Raw genomic sequence first — 20,249 nt, 5'->3', positions numbered from 1 at the left:
AAGCCTTGGAGTTTCGTACTAAAGCGATTCCTTCAGAGGGTCGGGAGATATCCATGGACGCGAAGGACATTGGCGAAATTGCCAGCTGGCTCATGCAGGCCGGTCTCAAGGGGATGACGGAAGTCGATATCCTCTCGGGTTTCTGCGAGCAGTGCCGTCAGCATGGTCTCAACATCGATCGGGCCATGGCGCTGATGGATACGCTGCATCCGGTCTATGAGGGCCGCGCCTTCCGCTGGGACGGCAATCAGATCATCGAGCGCGAGTTCGAATATGGCCCGACGCAACAGGGGATTGCCTCTGAAAACTGGCAGCGTTCCGCCTTCTATCACATGCTGATGACGGGTGGAGACGAGGTGCGCCGGCGTATCGGCTTCGGCGACCCGACCGATTTCTACGGGCTCGATACGCTGCTAGCCGATGGTCACACCGACTACATCGCCATGATCCACCGTTTCGAAGAGGGCGGCACGATCGGCGAGATGGATTGCTTCTATTCCAACTTTGCCACCGCACATGAGGTCGGCTTTCCGGAGGAAGATCTGCGCGTGCTGCGCAAGCTGACGCCGGCGCTGGCTTTGGCGATCAAATGCACCGGCATGAGCCGCATCGCCCGCACTATCGCCGAAGTCTATCTCGGCGAGGACGCAGCGCGGCATGTGCTCGAAGGCAAGATTACCCGAGGCAAGACCGAGCGGATTTCGGCAGCCCTCTGGTTTTCCGATCTCGCCAATTACACGCGCATCTCGGATACGGCCGAGCCGGATGAAATCATACCGATGCTGAATGCCTATGCCGATGCGGTCATCTCCTCGATCCACGAGGCGGGCGGCAACGTGCTGAAGCTCATCGGCGATGGCACGCTGGCAATCTTCAAGGCTCGCAATTCCGCCGATGCCTGCGCCGCTGCCCTGATGGCGGAATCGCTGCTGCGCCAGCGGTTGCGCGACCTCAACTCGCAGCGGCAGATCGAAGGCCGCCCCGTAACGGACGTCTATCTCGGTCTGCATATCGGCGATGTCTTCTACGGCAATATCGGCAGTATGGACCGGCTGGATTTCACCGTCATCGGCCCGGCCGTCAACGAAGTCAGCCGCATCGCTTCGATGTGCCGGTCGGCCGACCGCAACATCCTGATGTCGTCGAATTTCATCGAGGCGCTATCGGGTCAGCAAAGCAACGATCTCGTTTCCGTCGGCCGCTACGCGTTGCGCGGCGTCAAGCGGCCGCAGGAATTGTTCACGCTGCTGTCTTCGGCGGCCTGACCCCTCTGCGTGACCGCTTTCAGCGGCGGCCGGCCGCAAACATCGGGCCGCCCTTGCTTGCCGGGAAGCCATAGCCATTGATCATTACGAGATCGATATCACTGGCGCGGGCGGCGATGCTTTCCGCAAGCAGCGCCTCGCCTTCGATGGCCATGGCTTTCAGCAGGCGGCTGACGATCTCTTCCGCGGTGAAGCTCCTTGGTACAATGCCTTTTTCAGCGCGCGCGGCTTCGATCACGGCCGTTACCTCGGGATCAACAGTCCGTTTGCCGTTGGGATAGGCATACCAGCCGCGGCCGGTCTTCTGGCCGAAACGGCCGGCTTCGCAGAGCCGGTCGGCGATGACGACGTAGCGCTCAGCCGGATCGCGTGTCGCAGCCTGCCGCTTGCGGCGTGCCCAGGCGATTTCCAGCCCCGCCATGTCGAACACGGCAAAAGGTCCCATCGGAAAGCCATAGGCCTCCAGTGCCGCGTCGATCTCCAGCGGCGAGGCGCCGTCCTCAACCATGTATTCCGCTTCGCGGCGATAGGCGGAAAAGATGCGGTTGCCGATGAAGCCTTCGGTGACCCCCGATACGACAGGCAACTTGCCGAGCCGTTTTGCAAGGGCAAGGGCCGTCGCCAGCGCATCCGGCGCCGTGTTCTTGCACTTCACCACTTCCAGGAGCCGCATGACATTGGCGGGCGAGAAGAAGTGCAGGCCGACGACGCGCTCTGGTCGTTGCGTTGCGGCGGCGATTACGTCGGGGTCGAGATAGCTCGTATTGGTGGCAAGAACCGCGTCGGCGCGAACGATCGTATCGAGGCGCTGGAACAGCTCGGTCTTAACGGTGAGATCGTCGAAGACAGCTTCGATGACGAGATCGGCCTGCACCAGCTGCTGCATATTGGCGGTGACGGTCAGCCGGCCTAAGCGATCTTCTCGCCCCGCCGCATCGAGGCGACCGGACTGCACGGCCTTATCGAGGAGGCCGGCGATACGCTCGCGCCCTTTGTCAGCCGCGTCGGCATTCTGCTCGACTCCGATCACGCGAAAGCCGCCATTGAGAGCCGAGACGGCAATGCCCGAGCCCATCAGGCCGGTGCCGACAATGCCGATGGTTTCGATTTTGCGTGGGGCAACGGCCTCCAGTCGCTCGATCTTGCCCGCGGCACGTTCCGCGAAGAAGACATGACGCAACGCTGCGGCCTCTTCGCTGTCACGAAGGGCAATAAATGTGCGGCGTTCCTCGGCCAGTCCTTCTGATAAAGAGACGGTCGCCGCCAGGCGCACGAGGCGGATAGCTTCGGTAGGTGCACGCTGGCCGCGTGCCTTGCGCAATGCGTCCGATGCCGCCTTGTCGATTGCATCTGCAGCTTCTGGAGGAACCGTCAGCGATCCCGTGCGGCGCAGCGCAGCGGCGTTGGCCGTCTTGGTGTCGGCGATAGCTTCGGCGATCAGTTCGCCCTTGGCCATACCATCGACAATGCCGAGCTTGAGGGCTTCGGCCGCCGATACGATGTGTGCATTGGCGATCATATCGATGGCGGCGGCGATGCCTGTTAGACGCGGCAGGCGCTGCGTGCCGCCGGCGCCGGGTACGATGCCGAGCTTAACTTCGGGAAGGCCGAGCTTCGCGGTCGGCGCGGCAAGGCGACGATGGCAGGCGAACGCCACTTCGAGCCCGCCGCCCAGCGCGACACCGTTGATTGCTGCGACAACGGGTTTCGGAGAGGATTCGATGCGGGAGATGACATCAGGTAGATGCGGCTGGACCGGCGGCTTGCCGAATTCCTTGATATCGGCGCCGCCGATGAAACTGTTGCCCGCTCCGGTCAGCACGACGCCGGCGACTGCACCATCTTTCTCGGCATGCTCGAGCGCGGCCATCAGACCGCTCCTCACATCGGCGGAAAGAGCGTTGACGGGGGCATTGTCTACGGTGACGACGAGGATTCCGTCGATCAGTGCCGCCGAAATAGTGTCCGAAAAGCGCAGTGCCGACATGAGCTGCTACTCCGTGCGATATTATTCCGGAATGACGGCTGTCGCCTGGATCTCGATCTTGGCGCGATCCTCGACGAGCGCGACGACCTGCACGGCAGCCATGGCCGGGAAGTGCCGGCCGATGATCTCGCGGTAGGCCTGGCCGATGCCCTTAAGGTTACCGAGATACTCCTGCTTGTCGGTGAAATACCAGGTCATGGACGTGATATGCTTCGGTTCGGCGCCGCCTTCTGCAAGAATGGCGACGACATTCTTCAGCGTCTGGCGTACCTGCTCGACGAAATCGTCGCTTTCGAATTCGCAGGCGGCATTCCAGCCGACTTGGCCGCCGACGAACACCATGCGGCCCGTCGCCGCCATGCCATTGGCATAGCCGATCGGCTTGGCCCAGCCCTCAGGTTGCAGGATGGTGTGCATCGGTCGTCTCCAGATGAGAGGTCAGCGCGGCGCGGATATCCTCCGGCCATTCAAGGGATGTGTGCGTATCGAGCGAGGTGGCGACGACGCGATGTTTGGCCGTCCACAGCACATGGCCATTCGCCGAGACCTGATGTTGCAGATCGAGCGAGGAGCGGCCGACACCATGGACCGACAGCAGGAATTCGAGATCGTCACCCTGCAGGCCCGGCTTGATGAAGGTCAGATCGAGCCGCACCGTGGGGACACCGATGCGGCGGTCGTCGATCAGTTTTCGCCAGGAGAAGCCGATCGAAGCGAAATAGTCTTCCAGCACCCCGACGAGGATGTTTAGATAGGATGGGAAATAGGCGATGCCTGATGGATCGCAATCTCCAAAGCGCAGGGGTCTGATGGTTCTGAACGCCACGGCCGGCCTCAGTTCGAAAAGGCGGCGATGCCGGTGATGGCGCGGCCGAGGATGAGGGCGTGGATGTCGTGCGTGCCCTCATAGGTGTTGACCACTTCGAGGTTGACGAGATGGCGCGCGATGCCGAACTCATCGGAGATGCCGTTACCACCCAGCATGTCGCGGGCAGCGCGGGCGATATCCAGCGCCTTGCCACAGCTGTTGCGCTTGAGGATGGAAGTCAACTCGACAGGCGGATGGCCTTCTTCCTTCATGCGGCCGAGGCGCAGGCAGCCCTGCAGGCCGAGCGTGATCTCGGTCACCATGTCGGCAAGCTTCTTCTGGATCAGCTGGTTGGCAGCAAGGGGACGGCCGAACTGCTTGCGGTCGAGAACGTACTGGCGTGCCTTGGCGTAGCAATCTTCCGCCGCGCCGAGCGCACCCCAGGCGATGCCGAAGCGTGCGGAGTTGAGGCAGGTGAACGGACCCTTGAGGCCGGATACGTTCGGCATCAGGTTTTCTTCCGGCACGAAGACATCATCCATGACGACTTCGCCGGTTATGGAGGCGCGCAGGCCCACCTTGCCGTGGATGGCGGGCGCCGACAGGCCCTTCCAGCCCTTTTCGAGGATGAAGCCGCGGATGAGCCCATCCTCGATTTTTGCCCAGACGACGAAGACATCGGCGATCGGCGCATTCGAAATCCAGGTCTTAGCGCCAGTCAGGCTGTAGCCGCCATCGACCTTCTTCGCGCGTGTGACCATCGAGCCGGGATCGGAGCCATGGTTCGGCTCGGTCAGGCCGAAACAGCCGATCCATTCGCCTGATGCAAGCTTCGGCAGATACTTCTGCTTCTGCGCTTCGGAGCCAAATGTCTCGATCGGCACCATGACGAGCGAGGACTGCACGCTCATCATCGAGCGGTAGCCACTGTCGACGCGTTCGACTTCGCGGGCGATCAGGCCGTAGGCGACGTAGCTAAGGCCGGCACCGCCGTATTCGGGGGATATCGTCGGGCCGAGCAGGCCGAGCTCGCCCATTTCACGGAAGATCGCCGGATCGGTCTTTTCGTGGCGGAACGCTTCGAGGACGCGGGGCGCGAGCTTTTCCTGCGCGTAGGAATGTGCAGTATCCAGCACCATGCGTTCGTCGTCGCTCAGCTGTTCTGTCAGCCGGAACGGGTCGGCCCAGTCGAAAATCTCGCGGCTCATGCTCTCAATCTCCCATTAATTGCTCTTCAGAAGTTCGCGCGCGACGATGAGTTTCTGAACTTCGGTCGCACCTTCATAGATGCGAAGCGCGCGGATCTCCCGATAGAGTTTTTCCGTTATCTCTCCCGATTTCACGCCGCGTCCACCAAAGAGCTGGACGGCACGGTCGATGACGCTTTGGGCGGTTTCCGTCGCCGTCATCTTGGCCATCGCGGCTTCGCGCGTCGTCGGCAAGCGCTGCACGTCACGACGCCAGGCTGCCCGGTAGGTGAGCAATGCCGCCGCGTCGATGCCGGTCGCCATATCGCCGAGGGCGGCCTGCGTCAACTGAAGGTCGGCAAGGGCGGCGCCGAACATGGGCCGCGTGCGTGCGTGAGCAAGCGATTCATCGAGCGCGCGGCGAGCAAAGCCGAGGCCGGCAGCGGCGACCGAGGCGCGGAAGATATCGAGCGTGCGCATGGCGATCTTGAAGCCTTCGCCGGCTGCGCCGAGGCGGCGGGAAGCGGGAATGCGGCAATTATCAAAACGGATCGTCGCCAGCGGATGCGGCGCGATCACTTCGATGCGCTCGGCAATCGAGAAGCCGGGATCGTCGGCAAAGACCACGAAGGCCGAGATGCCGCGGGTTCCCGGCGCTTCGCCGGTGCGCGCGAAGACGGTGTAGACGTCGGCAATGCCGCCATTGGAAATCCAGGTCTTCTCGCCATCGAGCACATAGTGATCGCCATCGAGACGGGCAGCGCAGCTCATGGCGGCGACATCGGAGCCGGCATCCTTTTCCGATAGCGCGAAGGCGGCGAGCCAGTCACCCGTGCGCACCTTGGGCAGAACGGCTGAACGCAATTCGGGCGAACCGGAGAGGCCGATGGCTCCGGTGCCGAGCCCCTGCATGGCAAAGGCAAAATCGGCAAGGCCGTCATGCCAGGCGAGCGTTTCGCGGGCGAGGCAGACCATGCGGGAATCGATCAGCGGCTCGCTGTCGGACGCGCCTGTCGCAGCAGTCAAAAGCCCGGCTTCGCCCAGTGACTTGACCAGCTTTCGGCAAGCGCTATCGATATCGGCGTGATCGATAGACGTCATCGCGCCGGATTTCACGAAGGCATCGACCTCGGCGGCAAAACGATGATGGCGCTCCTCGAAGAAGGGCCAATCCAGATGATCGCGCGTCGGGCCGGGGAGGCTGTTTGTCGCGGACATCCCCTCAATCCCCCTGGAATTCCGGCCGGCGCTTGGCGGCGAAAGCCTCGAAGGCGCGGCGGAAATCCTGCGTCGCCATGCAGATCGCCTGCGCCTGCGCTTCAGATTCGATCATTTCATCGATGCCCATCGCCCATTCCTGGTTCAGCATGGTCTTGGTCATGCCGTGCGCGAACCATGGGCCGTCGGCCAGCGAGCGGGCGAGCTTGACTGCTTCGCTTTCGAGGTCGGCGCCGGCGTGCAGGCCATTATAGAAGCCCCAGGTCTGTCCTTCCGCTGCCGTCATCGATCGGCCGGTGAAGAGGAGTTCGGCGGCGCGGCCCTGGCCGATGATGCGGGGAAGGATGCCGCATGCGCCCATATCCGCACCGGCAAGACCGACGCGGGTGAACAGGAAGGCGGTCTTGGCTTCGGGCGTCGCGAGCCTCAGATCGGAGGCCATGGCAAGGATGGCACCGGCGCCGGCGCAGATGCCGTCCACTGCCGAGATGATCGGCTGCGGGCACTTGCGCATCGCCTTGACGAGATCGCCGGTCATGCGCGTGAAGGCCAGAAGCTCGGGCATTGCCATGCGCGTCAGCGGCTCGATGATCTCGAAGACATCACCGCCGGAGGAGAAATTGCCGCCGGCGCCGGTCAGCACGATGGCGCGGATATCCGATGCATAGACGAGATCGCGGAAAAGATCGCGCAGTTCGGCATAGCTGTCGAAGGTCAGCGGATTCTTACGCTCAGGACGGTTGAGGCGGATGGTGGCGACGCGGCCGTCTTCGCTGACATCCCAAAGGAAGTGCTCCGGCTTATAATCCTTGAAGGGCTTCAGATGTCCCTTCATAGTCATGTCCCGATCGCTCATCCCTCAAATCTCCCCACCGGCAACCGCGATTGCCTGTCCATTGATCGATGCCGCGGCCGGAGAGGCCAGCCATACCACGGTATCGGCGACCTCTTCCGGCCTGACGAGACGTCCCTGCGGATTGGACTTCGTGAACTCGGCAAGCGCCTGCTCGGTCGTGCGCCCGGTCTTGGCAACGATCGTCTCGATCGAGCGCTGGATGATCGGCGTATCGGTAAAGCCGGGGCAGACGGCATTGACCGTGATGCCGGTTTTTGCCAGTTCGAGCGCCAGCGAGCGAGTGAGGCCGACGACGCCATGCTTGGCGGCGACGTAAGCCGAGACGTAAGCGTAGCCTTTCAGGCCGGCCGTCGAGGCAATATTGATGATGCGCCCGCCCGAGCCGCGAGCTTTGAGGTCAGGCAGAACTGCTTGCGTCACGACGAAAACACCCGTCAGATCGACTGAGAGGACCTGATTCCAAGCTTCAAGACTCGTCTTCTCGAAGGGCGCGCTCGGTGCTTCGCCGGCATTGTTGACGAGAATATCGACGGGGCCGAGTTTTTCGCGTGCCTTGGCAAGACCCTGGGCAACGGCGTCGGGGCTGGTGACATCGAAGCCATCGACCACGAATGCATGAGCGCCGATTTCGGCGGCAACCGCTTCGAGCGGCTCGCGGCGGCGACCAGCTAGGCTGACACGCGCGCCTTCGGCAGCAAGTGCCGTGGCGATCGCAGAACCTATGCCGCTGCCGGCCCCGGTGACGAGGGCGTGACGGCCGGCGAGTTTGCCCGAAGTCGTCATTCGATCCTCATTTCGCCGGTGCTGCCGTGGCCGCGCGGGCGAGGTTGGTTTCATACTGAGTCTTGCCGGAAACATATTGCTTCGGCCAGGGAATGGAAGTCAGGCCGATCTTGGCGGCTTCATGCAGCGCCCACGCCGGGTCCGCCAGATGCGGGCGGGCGATGGCGCAGAGATCGGCACGGCCGGCGGCGATGATCGAATTGGCATGATCGGCTTCCGAGATCGCACCAACGGCAATCGTCGGGATGCCGATCTCGTTGCGGATCTTGTCGGAGAAGGGCGTCTGGAACAGGCGGCCGTAAACGGGCTTTTCCTGCTTGGAGACCTGGCCCGAGGAGCAGTCGATCAGGTCGGCGCCCGCCTCCTTGAACATCCGCGCGAAGATCGCCGCATCTTCCGGCGTGTTGCCGCCGTCGGTCCAATCATGGCAGGAGAGGCGAACCGAGATCGGCTTGTCCGCCGGCCAGATCGCGCGCATCGCACGGAAGATTTCCAGCGGGTATCGAGCGCGATTTTCATGGCTGCCGCCATAGTCGTCCTCGCGCAGATTGGTGAGCGGCGACAGGAAGCTCGATAGCAGATAACCGTGAGCGCAATGCAGTTCCAGCCAGTCGGCGCCGGTCTCGATGGCAAGCTCCGTCGAACGGATGAAGTCGGCCTTGACGCGCTCCATATCGACGCGATCCATGGCCTTCGGTACCTGGCTGTTCTTGAGATAGGGAATTGCTGACGCCGAGATCAGCGGCCAGTCGCCTTCGGGGAGCGGCTGGTCGATGCCTTCCCAGGCAAGCTTCGTCGCACCCTTGCGGCCGGCATGGCCGAGCTGGATGCCGACCTTGGCGGCGCTGTTCATGTGAACGAAATCGACGAGCCGTTTCCACTGCGCAGCCTGTTCCTCGTTCCACAGACCGAGGCAACCCGGCGTGATGCGCGCATCCGGGGTGACACAGGTCATTTCTGCAAAGATCAAGCCGGCACCGCCGAGGGCGCGCGAGCCGAGATGAACGATGTGGAAATCGTTCATCACCCCATTCTCAGCCGAATACATGGCCATCGGCGAGACGACGATACGGTTGACGAGCTGGACCTCGCGCAGACGATAGGGCGTGAACATCGGCGGCAGGCAGCGGTCGTTACCGACGGCAAGGCCGGATTTTTCCGCGAACCAGCGCTCATAGCCTTCAAGCCAGGTCTTGTCGCGAAGCCGCAGATTTTCGTGGCTGATGCGCTGCGAGCGGGTCAGCATCGAATACATGAATTGCGGCGGCTCGAGCGTATCGGCATAGCGGTGGCCGACGACCTCGAACCATTCCATCGCATTGCGGGCGGCATTCTGGATTCGGGCGACATCGACGCGGCGGATTTCCTCATAGGTTTCGAGGACGGCCGGTATCTTGTCCTTCTCCTGCCCGTGAATCTGGAACTGCCGCGTCAGCTCGATCGCGTCATCGATGGCGAGCTTGGTGCCCGAGCCGATGGCAAAATGCGCGGTGTGGGCGGCGTCCCCCATCAGCACGACATGGGAATTGCCGTTGAAATGGCTCCACTTGCCGCAGATAAGGCGGTTGAAATTCAGCCAGGCCGAGCCACGAATATGCCGCGCATTGGTCATCAGCGAAGCGCCTTCGAGCACTTCGGAAAACAGGTTTTCACAGAAGGCGATGGAGCCGTCCTGGTCCATCTTGTCGAGGCCATGGGCAAGATAGGCCTCTTCCGTCGTCTCGACGATGAAGGTCGAGGTCTTGTCGTCGAACTTGTAGATATGCGCCTGGAACCATCCGTGATCGGTGCGGCGGAAATCGAAGGTGAAGGCGTCGAAAAGCTTGTTGGTGCCGAGCCAGATATAACGGTTCGGCCGGGTGATCATGTCAGGCTGGAAGACTTCCGGGTAATGATTGCGGATCTTGGAATTGAGGCCGTCCGAGCCGATGATCAGATCCGCATCGGGATAATCGAGGTCGGAATTGACGTCCGTCTCGAAGATCAATTCGACGCCGAGCGCTTCGCAGCGACGCTGCAGGATATTCAAAAGCTTCTTGCGGCCGATGCCGACAAAGCCGTGGCCTGACGTGCGCTGGCGGGTGCCCTTGAAGAGGACTTCGATATCGTCCCAATGGTTGAAGGCATCTTCGATTTCGGCGGCACTTTCCGGGTCCCATTGGCGCATTGAAACCATGGTCGCATCGGAGAAGACGACGCCCCAGCCGAAGGTGTCATAAGGACGATTGCGCTCGACGACGCGGATGGAGTGTTCGGGATAGAGCTTCTTCATCAGAAGCGCGAAGTAAAGCCCTGCGGGGCCGCCGCCGATACAGACGATGCGCATCGCTTTCCCTCCTCGTTCGGCCGAAGCCGATCTCAAAATAATTTAAGTTTAAAATATATTGTTGAGGCCATTCGTCAAGGCTTTTCCTCCCCAAATCTGCGGACGGCTGATAGTCACGCTACTGTGCAAATCGGAAATTTCGCTTCCAAATCAATGGGAATTCAAAACTAGTTTAGGCTTAAAATTTCTTGCTTGAACATTCCGCGCTTCGGTGCGATCTTTTTCAGCAATGCCACATGCGCCGCGGGGAAACGGCGATGCTGGCGATTTTATCGATAAGAATGCGGGAGCAAGGCAATGCTGGGACCAACCGGTCATACCGATACATTCACGCGAGACAATCTGCCGCCCTTCGATGAATGGCCCGAACTGCGGATGGAGGGTTTCGACTATCCGGAATGGCTGAATGCCGGGTTCGAACTCAGCGACCGCATGGTCGAGAAGGGTTTCGCCGATCACGTGGCCCTGATCGGCAACGGACGCCGCCGCACCTACAAGGAGCTGGCGGACTGGACCAACCGCATTGCGCATGCGCTCATCGAGGATTTCGGCGTGAAGCCGGGCAACCGCGTTCTTATCCGCTCCGGCAACAATCCTGCCATGATCGCCTGCTGGCTGGCGGTGACGAAGGTCGGCGCCGTCGCGGTCAATACCATGCCGATGCTGCGGGCCGGCGAGCTTTCGAAGATTATCGACAAGGCGGAAATCTCGCTTGCGCTTTGCGATACGAGGCTGCTCGAAGAACTCGTCACCGCGGCCAAGGATAGCCGCTTCCTGAAGCAGGTGGTGGGCTTCGACGGCACCGCCAACCACGACGCGGAACTTGACCGCATCGCGCTCAACAAGCCGGTGCGCTTTGAAGCGGTCAAGACCGGGCGGGACGATGTGGCGCTGCTCGGTTTCACCTCGGGTTCGACGGGTGTGCCGAAGGCGACGATGCATTTCCATCGCGATATCCTGATCATTGCCGACGCCTATGCCAAGGAAGTCCTGCAGGTGACGCCGGATGACGTCTTTATCGGCTCGCCGCCGATCGCCTTCACCTTCGGACTCGGCGGTCTGGTCGTCTTTCCCTTGCGCTTCGGTGCATCGACGGCGCTGCTGGAAAACGCTTCGCCGAAGAACATGGTCGAGATCATCCAGGAGTACGGCGCGACCATCAGCTTCACCGCGCCGACAGCCTATCGCGCCATGCTGGCGGCGATGGAAGAGGGGGCGGATCTCTCCTCGCTTCGGGTCGCGGTTTCCGCCGGCGAGACGCTGCCGGGGCCGATCTTCGAGGAGTGGACGCGCAAGACCGGCAAACCGATCCTCGACGGCATCGGTTCGACCGAGATGCTGCATATCTTCATCTCCAATCATCTCTCCGATGCGAAACCGAATTGCACGGGAAAGCCGCTGAGGGGCTATGAGGCTCGCGTCGTCGATGACGAGATGAACGAGGTGCCGCGCGGGACCATCGGCAAACTCGTCGTTCGTGGGCCGATCGGCTGCCGCTATCTCGCCGACCAGAGGCAGGCCGATTATGTGCGGGATGGCTGGAATGTGACCGGCGACAGCTTCGTTCAGGACGATGAAAGCTATTTCCACTTCGCTGCCCGCTCCGACGACATCATTCTTTCGGCTGGCTATAATATTGCTGGGCCGGAAGTGGAGGCAGCCCTTCTTTCGCATGCCGAGGTGCTGGAATGCGCCGTGATCGGCAAGCCGGACGAGGAGCGGGGCCATATCGTGCAGGCCCATGTGGTGCTGGCACCCGGTGTCACCGGATCGGATCTGCTGGTCAAGGCGCTACAGGATCATGTGAAGGCGGTCATCGCGCCTTACAAATATCCGCGTTCGATCATCTTCGTCGAAGCTCTGCCGAAGACGGAATCGGGCAAGATACAGCGTTTCCGCCTGCGCAACTGAACGTCCGGGTGCTTATCAGGCAGCGTTTTCGTGGTCCGTCTCGCGACCGAGCCAATGCGGATCGATTTCCGGCAGGGGAATGGCGTCGAGCAGCATGCGTGTATAGGCGGAAGTCGGTGCCGTGAAGACGCGCTCGCAATCGCCTTCCTCGTCGACACGGCCATGGCGCATGACGTAAACGCGGTCGCAGACGGCACGGATGACGGAGAGATCGTGGCTGATGAAGGCCATGGACAGGCCGAGATCGCGCGAAAGCTCCTTCAGCAGATTCAAAACCTGCGCCTGGGTCGACACGTCGAGGCCGGAGACGATTTCGTCTGCGAGCACGAAATCCGGCTTCAGCAGGGCAGCACGCGCGATGCCGATGCGCTGGCGCTGGCCGCCCGAGAGTTCATGCGGATTGCGGTCGAGGCAGGCCTGCGGCAGCGTCACCCGCTCAAGGATTTCGGCGACCTGGTGCTCGGCGTCTTTCCGATCAGAAGCGAGTTTGTGGAGTAGCAACGGCTCGACGAGGATGCGGCGGATCGTGTGGCGCGGATTGAGCGAGGCCATCGGGTCCTGAAAGATCATCTGCATGCGACGGCGCAGCGGCCGCATGTCTGTAGCCGGCAGACGCGTGATGTCTCTGCCGTCGAAATGGATGCTGCCTGCCGTCACATCGACGAGCCGCAGTAGGGCGCGGCCGAGGGTCGTCTTGCCCGAGCCGCTTTCGCCGACAATGCCAACTGTTTCGCCGCGGCGGATATCGATATCGACGCCGTGCAGTACCTTGATGCCAAGGCCCGGCGGGCCGAACAAATGCCGCTTGGCACCATAGGTGACCTCGATGCCCCTAGCGGACAGGAGATTGTCGGAAACGCTCATCGGCCGCCCTCCGGAATGCCGATTTCGCGGCGCAATTGTTCGAAAACGGCCTGCGGCACCGGCGTCAGCCCGGCATTCGGCCGGTCGTAGCGCGGCCCGGCCGATATCAAGGACTTTGTGTAGATGTGCTTGGGATGCGTCAGCACGTCGCTCGTGCATCCATCTTCGATCACCTTGCCGGCGTAGAGCAGCGTCACGCTGTCGCAGATCTGGGCGACGACGCCGAGGTCGTGCGTGACGAAGATGACGGCGGTGCCATGCGCTTCCTGCAGTCCGCGGATCAGCCGCAAGATCTGCTTCTGCACGGTGACATCGAGCGCTGTGGTCGGCTCGTCGGCGACGACCAGCTTCGGCTCCAGCGCGAAAGCGGCGGCGATCAGGATGCGCTGGCGCATGCCGCCAGACAATTCATGCGGATAGGCGCGCAGCACGCGTTCTGGATCGCGGATATGCACTTCCTCAAGCAGCTTCAGCGCGCGCCGGCGTGCATCGCCTGATGACATGTGCCGTTTCAACCGCAAGCCATCGGTCAGTTGCGCCTCGATGCGCCGGCCGGGATTGAGTGCGGTTTGCGGGTCCTGCGGGATCAGCGAGATTTCGCTGCCCATGATGCCACGCAATTCGCGGGCAGAAAGCGTGAGCAGGTCGCGGCTTTCGAACAGGATCGAGCCGCTCATGATGCGCACGCTGCGCGGCAGAATGCCGAGTACGGCTTTGGCGATAGTCGATTTTCCAGCGCCGCTTTCGCCGACGAGCCCGCGCACTTCGCCACGCTTCAGGGTGACGGAAACGTCGCGCAGGATCGGTGCGCCGCTGTCACGGTCGGATATGGCGCTGAGGCCGGCAATGGAGAGAAGCGGAGATGTCATCGGCGCATGACCGGATCGAGGGCGCGGCGCAGGCCGTCGCCGAGTTGATTGAAGGCAAGCACCGTCGCGAAGAGCGCGATCAGCGGCACGACCAGCACCCACCAGCCTTGATAGATCATCTGCCGCCCCTCGGCGATCATGCCGCCCCAGGTCGGCGTGTCCGATGCGACAGACAGGCCGACGAAGGACAGAATGGCTTCGACGATGACGGCGATGCCCATTTCCAGGCTGACAAGGGCGATGAGCACGGGCGTCACATTGGGCAGGATTTCGCTGAAGAGGATTCTGGCCCGCGAAAAGCCGATGGTGTGGGCTGCGGTCACATAGTCCATCCGCGCCTGTGCCTGCGTTTCCGAGCGCACGACGCGACAGAAGCGTGTCCAGTCGATGATGACGATGGCCGCGATGACCGAGTGCACGCCGGACCCGAAGACGGCCACGAGCAGGATCGACAGTAGCACCGGCGGGAAGGCCATCCAGATATCGACGAGGCGGGAGATCACCTTGTCGATCCAGCTGCCATACCAGCCGGCGAGAAGGCCGAGCAACGTGCCGATCAATGCCGCAAGTCCGGCTGCGACGAAGGCGACCGTGAGCGCGATGCGTGTACCGAAGATGGCGCGAGACAACACATCGCGGCCGAGATCGTCCGTGCCCAGCAGGAAGCCGGGATCGGACCCCTCGATCCATGCCGGCGGCAGAGTGCCGGACATCAGATCCTGCTCGAGCGGATCCTTCGGCGCAATATAAGGCGCGAAGATCGCGAGGATGAGGAGGATGAGAATGAAACCGCCGCCGAAGATCACCTTTGGCTCGGAAAGCAGCGCCCGGACGCGCTTCGCCATTCTGGAGGATGGTCGCGGCATGGCAGGCGAGGTGACTTCAGCCATGGGCGAGCCTCGGATTGAAGGCCGCGACGAGAAGGTCGACCGCCAGATTGACGAGAATGAAGAGAGCGCCGAAGACCAATACTAGGCCCTGTATCAGCGGCAGGTCGCGGTTGATCACGGCATCGATCGCCATGTTGCCTATGCCGGGATAGGCGAAAATGCGTTCGACGATGACGGTGCCGCCGATCAGGAAGGTGAATTGCACGCCGGTCAGCGCGATCGTCGGGCCGACGGCATTGCGTAGCGCCTCCTGCAGCACCAGCCGCAGCTCGGACATGCCTTTCAGCTTGGCGAGCAGAATATAGTCCTGCACCATGGCCTCGGAGAGCGCTGCCTTCAGCACGCGGGCGATGATGGCCGCTAGCGGCAGGCCGAGCGCCATGACCGGCATGACCATATGGGCGCAGATGTCCACGAAGATACCGAAGCGAAACGTTACCAGGCTCTCCATGAGGTAGAAAGGGGTAGCGAATTGTGCGTCGATGCTCGGATCGATGCGTCCGGAGAGTGGGAAAAGCGGAAAGAGAACGCCAAGGACAAGAACAAGTGCGAGAGCCCAGACGAAATCCGGAACGGCAAGGAAAAGGCCGTTGAGGCTGTCGATCAAAGGCTCGAAAATCGTACGGCGGGCGAGCGTGCCGATGATCGCGACCGCGCCGCCGAGCAGAATGGCCAGCACCAACGCGGCAAAGGCAAGCTCCAGCGTTGCCGGGAGGCGCTCGCCGAGCAGGGAGAGCACATCGCGCTTCAGGGAGATCGATGTCCCGAAATCGCCTATCAGAACCGATTTCAGCCAGAGCCAGAATTGCGTGGTCAGGTTTGCATCGAGGCCGTAATGGGCGCGGAGTGCTGCGATATCGGCGGGGCTTGCGCCCGGCGAGATCATCATCGCGATCGGATCACCCGGCACGACGCGTAACAGCACGAAGACGATCACCGCCACTCCGAAGAGGGTGATTGCTGCCATGATGAGGCGGTTCAATATGGAGACTGCTATCATGCGTTATGAGTTCCGATCGCATGTGCTGACTATAACATGGAGAGTACAGGCCCCTCATCCGGCCTATCGGCCACCTTCTCCCCGTTCTGACGGGGAGAAGGGGATAGACGCACCCGCGGCCTTCCTTCCGAGCGTCTTTCCAGACGAGGGCACAGGGGTCGTCCCCTCTCCCCGTCAAAACGGGGAGAGGGCTAGGGTGAGGGGCAGCCACATACTCAAAGCCTGATGCATCAAGCCTTCGACACCAGCGTCGGCTGCAGGGCGCCGGAGACGTTTGGCGTTACCTTCAGGCTCGATTTGTAGACGATCGGCTGGGCATATTGCAGCAGCGGGATCACATAGCCCTGTTCGGCGATGTATTTGATCGCCGCCTTCCAGCCGGCAATGCGCTTTGCTTCGTCCTTTTCCACCCAGAGCGGTCCCAGCATGTCGTCGACATCCTTGGTCTTCCAGGCGGAGTGCGGCGAGGGGCCGAACATGGCAAAGCCGGTCGAGGTCGTCGGATCGCCGATGGCGTTGCCCCAATTGTAGAAGGCGGCCGGTCCGAGCTGGTGGGCGGCACGCAGCTCGTAGTGCTTGGCGATTTCGTAGACTTCGATTTCAGCCTCGATGCCGACCTTGCGCCACATGCCGACGATCGCCTGGATCATCTCGTAATCCTTCGGCTTGAAGCCGCGGGTCGTCTTGATGCCGAATTTTACCGGTTTTTCCGGCGAATAGCCGCTGGCGGCCAGAAGCTTCTTGGCCTGTTCCGGATCGTAAGGCGTTTTGACTGACGAGTCGTAGGCTTCATATTCCGGCGCTTCCAGCGTCGATAGCGGCTTGCCGTAGCCGCGCAGCAGCCGCTTGATGATCGCGTCCTTGTCGATCGCCATATTGGCGGCAAGGCGGACGTTCTTGTCGAGCATCGGGTCGACATTGCTGATGAAGATCATGCCGATGTCGGAGATCGGCGTGGCGACGCCTGATAGCCCTGGCTTCTTCTTTAGCCGGTCGAAATCCTCATAGGGGATTTCCAGCGTCACGTCGGATGAACCGGATTCGATTTCAGCGACACGGCTTGTGGTGTCCGGCACGAACTTGAAGATGACGGTGTCAAAGGCCGGCTTGCCGCCGAAATAGGTCGGGTTTGCCTTCAGGCGCAGATAGGAGTTGCCCTCATAGGCATCGACCATATAAGGGCCGGTGCCGATCGGCTTCTTCTCGAAGCCTTGTGCGCCCACCTTGGTATAATAATCCTTCGGCAGGACGTAGCCGGTGAGGAAGGCCATCCATTTGAAATAGGTTGGTTCGAAGCGAACGACATCGCCGGTGATGCGGTTGCCTTCCACCTTGTAATTGTTCGCGGTCGACCAGATGAACTGGATCGGATTGCCGGTTTCCTGCTTCGCGGCGCGCTCCAGAGACCAGACGACGTCGTCGGGCGTAAACTTGGAGCCATCGTGCCAGGTGACACCCTCGCGGACATCCATCCAGACCTTCGTCTTGTCGTCGTTCCAGCCCCAGGCCGTCAAAAGGCCCGGCTGGAACTTCAGGTCCGGTCCCTGGCCGATATACTGGTCGAAGATCGAGCGATAGATCGCCTGGATCGTCGGGTTGACGGCGGATGGGCCGGTCGTCGGATCGAAGGATGGCAAATTGACGTTGAAGGCGATGGTCAGCGTGCCGGCTTCGGCTGCTTCGACAGGCGTTCTGCCGGCTAGAATCCCAGTCACGAATGCGGCTGCGCCGAGGCTCAGGGCCTCGCGCCGAGTAAGCGTTGTCATGGTCACTCCGTTCCCCTGTTAAGCGACAGAAAAGCGTGACGCCCAACTGCCGCTGGCGATTTATTGTCGGAATGTTTTAATCTTAAAATACATATTTTGGAGCGGCAAGCGCTTTCTCTGGTGCTTGCAAAGAATCCGATGCTTTTTTGGCATCCATATTAAATGCGTACGCATATATCTGCGCTGCAACACAGGGAGCGAAGATTCCGATGTGGAAGGAGGAAGGCAATGGCTTGCCGCTTCGAACTTACTCCATCGAGCTGGATTTCATATTTGTTCGTTGACAGCTCAAGGAAGTTCAAAATATGATTTTGCAAATGATTTAAAACAAGCCCACAAGGGCAAAGGGGTAACGTCATGGCCGAGCGATCGTTTGCGCGCGAGGTCGAGGATCTGAAGCTCGGGGAAGGCGACATCTTCCGCGGCGAGGGTATTCTCGCGATCACCAAGGCACTTCTGCAATCCGGCGTCTCCTATGTCGGCGGCTATCAGGGTTCGCCGATTTCCCATCTCATGGATGTATTGGCCGACGCCAAGGATGTGATGCAGGATCTGGGTGTCCACTTCGAGACATCAGCCTCGGAAGCGGCTGCGGCCGCCATGCTGTCCGCCTCCGTCATGTATCCGGTGCGCGGCGCCGTCACCTGGAAATCGACGGCGGGCACGAACGTCGCTTCCGATGCGCTTTCCAACCTGTCTTCGGGCGGGGTCACCGGCGGCGCACTGATCATCATCGGTGAGGATTACGGGGAAGGCTCCTCCATCATGCAGGAGCGCAGCCATGCCTATGCGATGAAATCGCAGATGTGGCTGCTCAATCCGCGCCCGAACCTGCCGTCGATCGTGCAGGCGGTCGAGGAAGGGTTCGAGCTTTCAGAGGTGTCGAACACGCCCGTCATGCTGCAGGTGGGCATCCGCAGCTGTCATGTGCATGGCCAGTTCGTCGCCAAGGACAATAAGCGGCCGGCCTATACGCTGAAGCAGGCGCTTGAAAATCCGGTCCGCGACGTCAATCGCATCGTGCTGCCGCCGGCATCCTTCCTGCATGAGAAGGAGAAGCTGGAGAAGCGCTGGCCCGCTGCCGTCGATTTCATCAGGAAGCGCCAGCTCAACGAGTATTTCGGACCCTCGGAAGGCGATGTCGGCATCATCCTGCTCGGCGGCATGTATAATGGCGTGCTGCGCGCGCTGCAGCAGCTTGGGCTTGCCGATGTCTACGGCAATTCTGCCGTACCGCTTTACGTCCTAAACGTCGCCTATCCGCTTGTGGATGACCAGATCGCCGAATTCTGCGCCAACAAGAAGGCGGTGCTGATGGTGGAGGAGGGGGCGCCTGAGTATATCGAGCAGTCCCTGAATACCATCCTGCGCCGCCGCGATATCCAGACCAAGGTCGCGGGCAAGGACGTGCTGCCGATGGGCGGCGAATATACCGCGCCTGTGCTGATGAAGGGCATCAAGAATTTCCTCGAGGTTCACCAGCGCGTGCTGCTCGGCAACCAGCCGCCGCTACCGGATCCGACGCCGATCCTCAACGATCCGAAGATCAAGGCGCTTGCCGAAGTGGTGCCGCCGCGGCCGCCCGGTTTCTGCATCGGCTGTCCGGAACGGCCGATCTTCGCCGCCATGAAGATGGTCGAGAGCGAACTCGGCCAGCATCACATATCAGGCGATATCGGCTGCCACCTCTTTTCGATCCTGCCGCCCTTCAATATCGGCAGCACGACCATGGGCTACGGGCTCGGGCCGGCCGCCGCCTCGGCCTTCAATGTCGCGGCTGACAAGCGCGTGATTTCGGTCATGGGCGATGGCGGCTTCTGGCACAACGGCCTTGCTACTTCAGTCGGCAATGCGGTCTTCAACAAGCAGGACGGCGTCATCCTCGTCGTCGACAACTATTATTCGGCGGCGACCGGCGGGCAGGACATACCGTCCTCGCGCGCGCAGAACCCGCGCCGCAAGACCAACAATTCCATCGTCAATGCGGTCAAGGGCATCGGCGCGACCTGGGTGCGCCAGATCGACCGGACTTATGATGTCGCCAAGATGCGCGACACGCTGCGCGAAGCGCTGACCTCTAGGGAGCCGGGGCCGAAGATCATCGTCGCCTCCTCGGAGTGCATGCTCAACAAGCAGCGACGCGTGAAGCCGCAATTCGCCAAGGCGGTGAAGGACGGCAAGCGTGTGGTCAAGGAGCGCTTCGGCGTGGACGAAGATGTCTGCACCGGCGATCACGCCTGCATCCGCCTTTCCGGCTGTCCTTCGCTGTCGGTCAAACATACCGACGATCCGCTGAAGGACGATCCGGTGGCGGCGATCGACAATAATTGCGTGGGCTGCGGCAATTGCGGCGAGGTCTCGGAGGCGGCGGTGCTCTGTCCCTCCTTCTACCGTGCCGATATCATCCACAATCCGACGGGCTGGGATCGCTTCGTTGCTGGTCTGCGTTCCCGCGTCATCGGTTGGCTGCAGGCGCGCCGCCGTGCCGGCCGCATCGTCTTTTCGGATTGAGAGGGCGA

General features: G+C 61.5%; 16 protein-coding genes. 3 read left to right on the top strand and 13 right to left on the bottom strand.

Annotation, left to right across the window (positions count from 1 at the left end; genetic code table 11):
• Positions 1–53: 53 nt before the first annotated feature.
• Positions 54–1,265, top strand: coding sequence for an adenylate/guanylate cyclase domain-containing protein (locus tag AC13RM_RS21900; protein WP_285172864.1), 1,212 nt, complete (start codon positions 54–56; stop codon positions 1,263–1,265).
• Positions 1,266–1,284: 19 nt separating this feature from the next.
• Here the strand turns inward: AC13RM_RS21900 and AC13RM_RS21895 are convergent, their stop codons facing one another.
• The 8 genes from AC13RM_RS21895 to AC13RM_RS21860 are packed head-to-tail and all read right to left on the bottom strand — an operon-like array spanning position 1,285 to position 10,430.
• On the bottom strand, positions 1,285–3,252 hold the full coding sequence (locus AC13RM_RS21895) for a 3-hydroxyacyl-CoA dehydrogenase NAD-binding domain-containing protein (RefSeq protein WP_488555541.1): 1,968 nt from the start codon (positions 3,250–3,252) through the stop codon (positions 1,285–1,287).
• 21 nt (positions 3,253–3,273) lie between these two features.
• Entirely contained in the window at positions 3,274–3,669 is a 396-nt protein-coding gene (locus AC13RM_RS21890; protein ID WP_069611780.1) for a RidA family protein, read from the bottom strand.
• Complete coding sequence (locus AC13RM_RS21885) at positions 3,647–4,078, bottom strand: acyl-CoA thioesterase (RefSeq protein ID WP_113231743.1); 432 nt, start codon at positions 4,076–4,078, stop codon at positions 3,647–3,649. The genes AC13RM_RS21890 and AC13RM_RS21885 overlap by 23 nt, the downstream gene beginning before the upstream one ends.
• Before the next feature lie 8 nt (positions 4,079–4,086).
• Positions 4,087–5,268: an acyl-CoA dehydrogenase gene (locus AC13RM_RS21880; protein ID WP_374816307.1), complete on the bottom strand. Its 1,182-nt coding sequence runs from the start codon at positions 5,266–5,268 to the stop codon at positions 4,087–4,089.
• A 15-nt stretch (positions 5,269–5,283) separates the two neighbouring features.
• Complete coding sequence (locus AC13RM_RS21875) at positions 5,284–6,465, bottom strand: acyl-CoA dehydrogenase family protein (protein ID WP_374816305.1); 1,182 nt, start codon at positions 6,463–6,465, stop codon at positions 5,284–5,286.
• Between the two features lie 4 nt (positions 6,466–6,469).
• Positions 6,470–7,321: an enoyl-CoA hydratase family protein gene (locus AC13RM_RS21870; protein ID WP_374816303.1), complete on the bottom strand. Its 852-nt coding sequence runs from the start codon at positions 7,319–7,321 to the stop codon at positions 6,470–6,472.
• A 3-nt stretch (positions 7,322–7,324) separates the two neighbouring features.
• Positions 7,325–8,104, bottom strand: coding sequence for an SDR family NAD(P)-dependent oxidoreductase (locus AC13RM_RS21865; RefSeq protein ID WP_374816301.1), 780 nt, complete (start codon positions 8,102–8,104; stop codon positions 7,325–7,327).
• Between the two features lie 7 nt (positions 8,105–8,111).
• Positions 8,112–10,430, bottom strand: coding sequence for a bifunctional salicylyl-CoA 5-hydroxylase/oxidoreductase (locus AC13RM_RS21860; RefSeq protein WP_374816299.1), 2,319 nt, complete (start codon positions 10,428–10,430; stop codon positions 8,112–8,114).
• Between the two features lie 297 nt (positions 10,431–10,727).
• Between AC13RM_RS21860 and AC13RM_RS21855 the strand changes: the two genes are divergently transcribed.
• Entirely contained in the window at positions 10,728–12,341 is a 1,614-nt protein-coding gene (locus tag AC13RM_RS21855; RefSeq protein WP_113231748.1) for an AMP-binding protein, read from the top strand.
• 15 nt (positions 12,342–12,356) lie between these two features.
• On the opposite strand, the gene AC13RM_RS21850 is transcribed toward AC13RM_RS21855, so the two are convergent.
• The 5 genes from AC13RM_RS21850 to AC13RM_RS21830 form a co-directional block, all read right to left on the bottom strand.
• On the bottom strand, positions 12,357–13,205 hold the full coding sequence (locus tag AC13RM_RS21850) for an ATP-binding cassette domain-containing protein (protein WP_374816297.1): 849 nt from the start codon (positions 13,203–13,205) through the stop codon (positions 12,357–12,359).
• On the bottom strand, positions 13,202–14,074 hold the full coding sequence (locus AC13RM_RS21845; protein WP_374816294.1) for an ABC transporter ATP-binding protein: 873 nt from the start codon (positions 14,072–14,074) through the stop codon (positions 13,202–13,204). Before AC13RM_RS21845 ends, AC13RM_RS21850 begins: the two co-directional genes overlap by 4 nt.
• Positions 14,071–14,964 (bottom strand): ABC transporter permease, encoded by an 894-nt coding sequence (locus tag AC13RM_RS21840; RefSeq protein ID WP_113231751.1) that lies wholly within the window; start codon positions 14,962–14,964, stop codon positions 14,071–14,073. The genes AC13RM_RS21845 and AC13RM_RS21840 overlap by 4 nt, the downstream gene beginning before the upstream one ends.
• Positions 14,957–15,964, bottom strand: a complete 1,008-nt coding sequence (locus AC13RM_RS21835) for an ABC transporter permease (RefSeq protein ID WP_374816291.1) — start codon at positions 15,962–15,964, stop codon at positions 14,957–14,959. The genes AC13RM_RS21840 and AC13RM_RS21835 overlap by 8 nt, the downstream gene beginning before the upstream one ends.
• 230 nt (positions 15,965–16,194) lie before the next feature.
• A complete protein-coding gene (locus AC13RM_RS21830; protein WP_374816288.1) occupies positions 16,195–17,730 on the bottom strand; it encodes an ABC transporter substrate-binding protein in 1,536 nt (511 codons plus the stop codon).
• A gap of 357 nt (positions 17,731–18,087) precedes the next feature.
• Between AC13RM_RS21830 and AC13RM_RS21825 the strand changes: the two genes are divergently transcribed.
• Positions 18,088–20,241: a thiamine pyrophosphate-dependent enzyme gene (locus tag AC13RM_RS21825; protein WP_374816286.1), complete on the top strand. Its 2,154-nt coding sequence runs from the start codon at positions 18,088–18,090 to the stop codon at positions 20,239–20,241.
• Positions 20,242–20,249: the final 8 nt, after the last annotated feature.

The sequence above is a fragment of the Martinezella sp. CNPSo 3732 genome (assembly GCF_057784515.1).
Note: the sequence above shows the minus strand (reverse complement) of the source record. Positions and strands in the feature narration are given on the sequence as shown.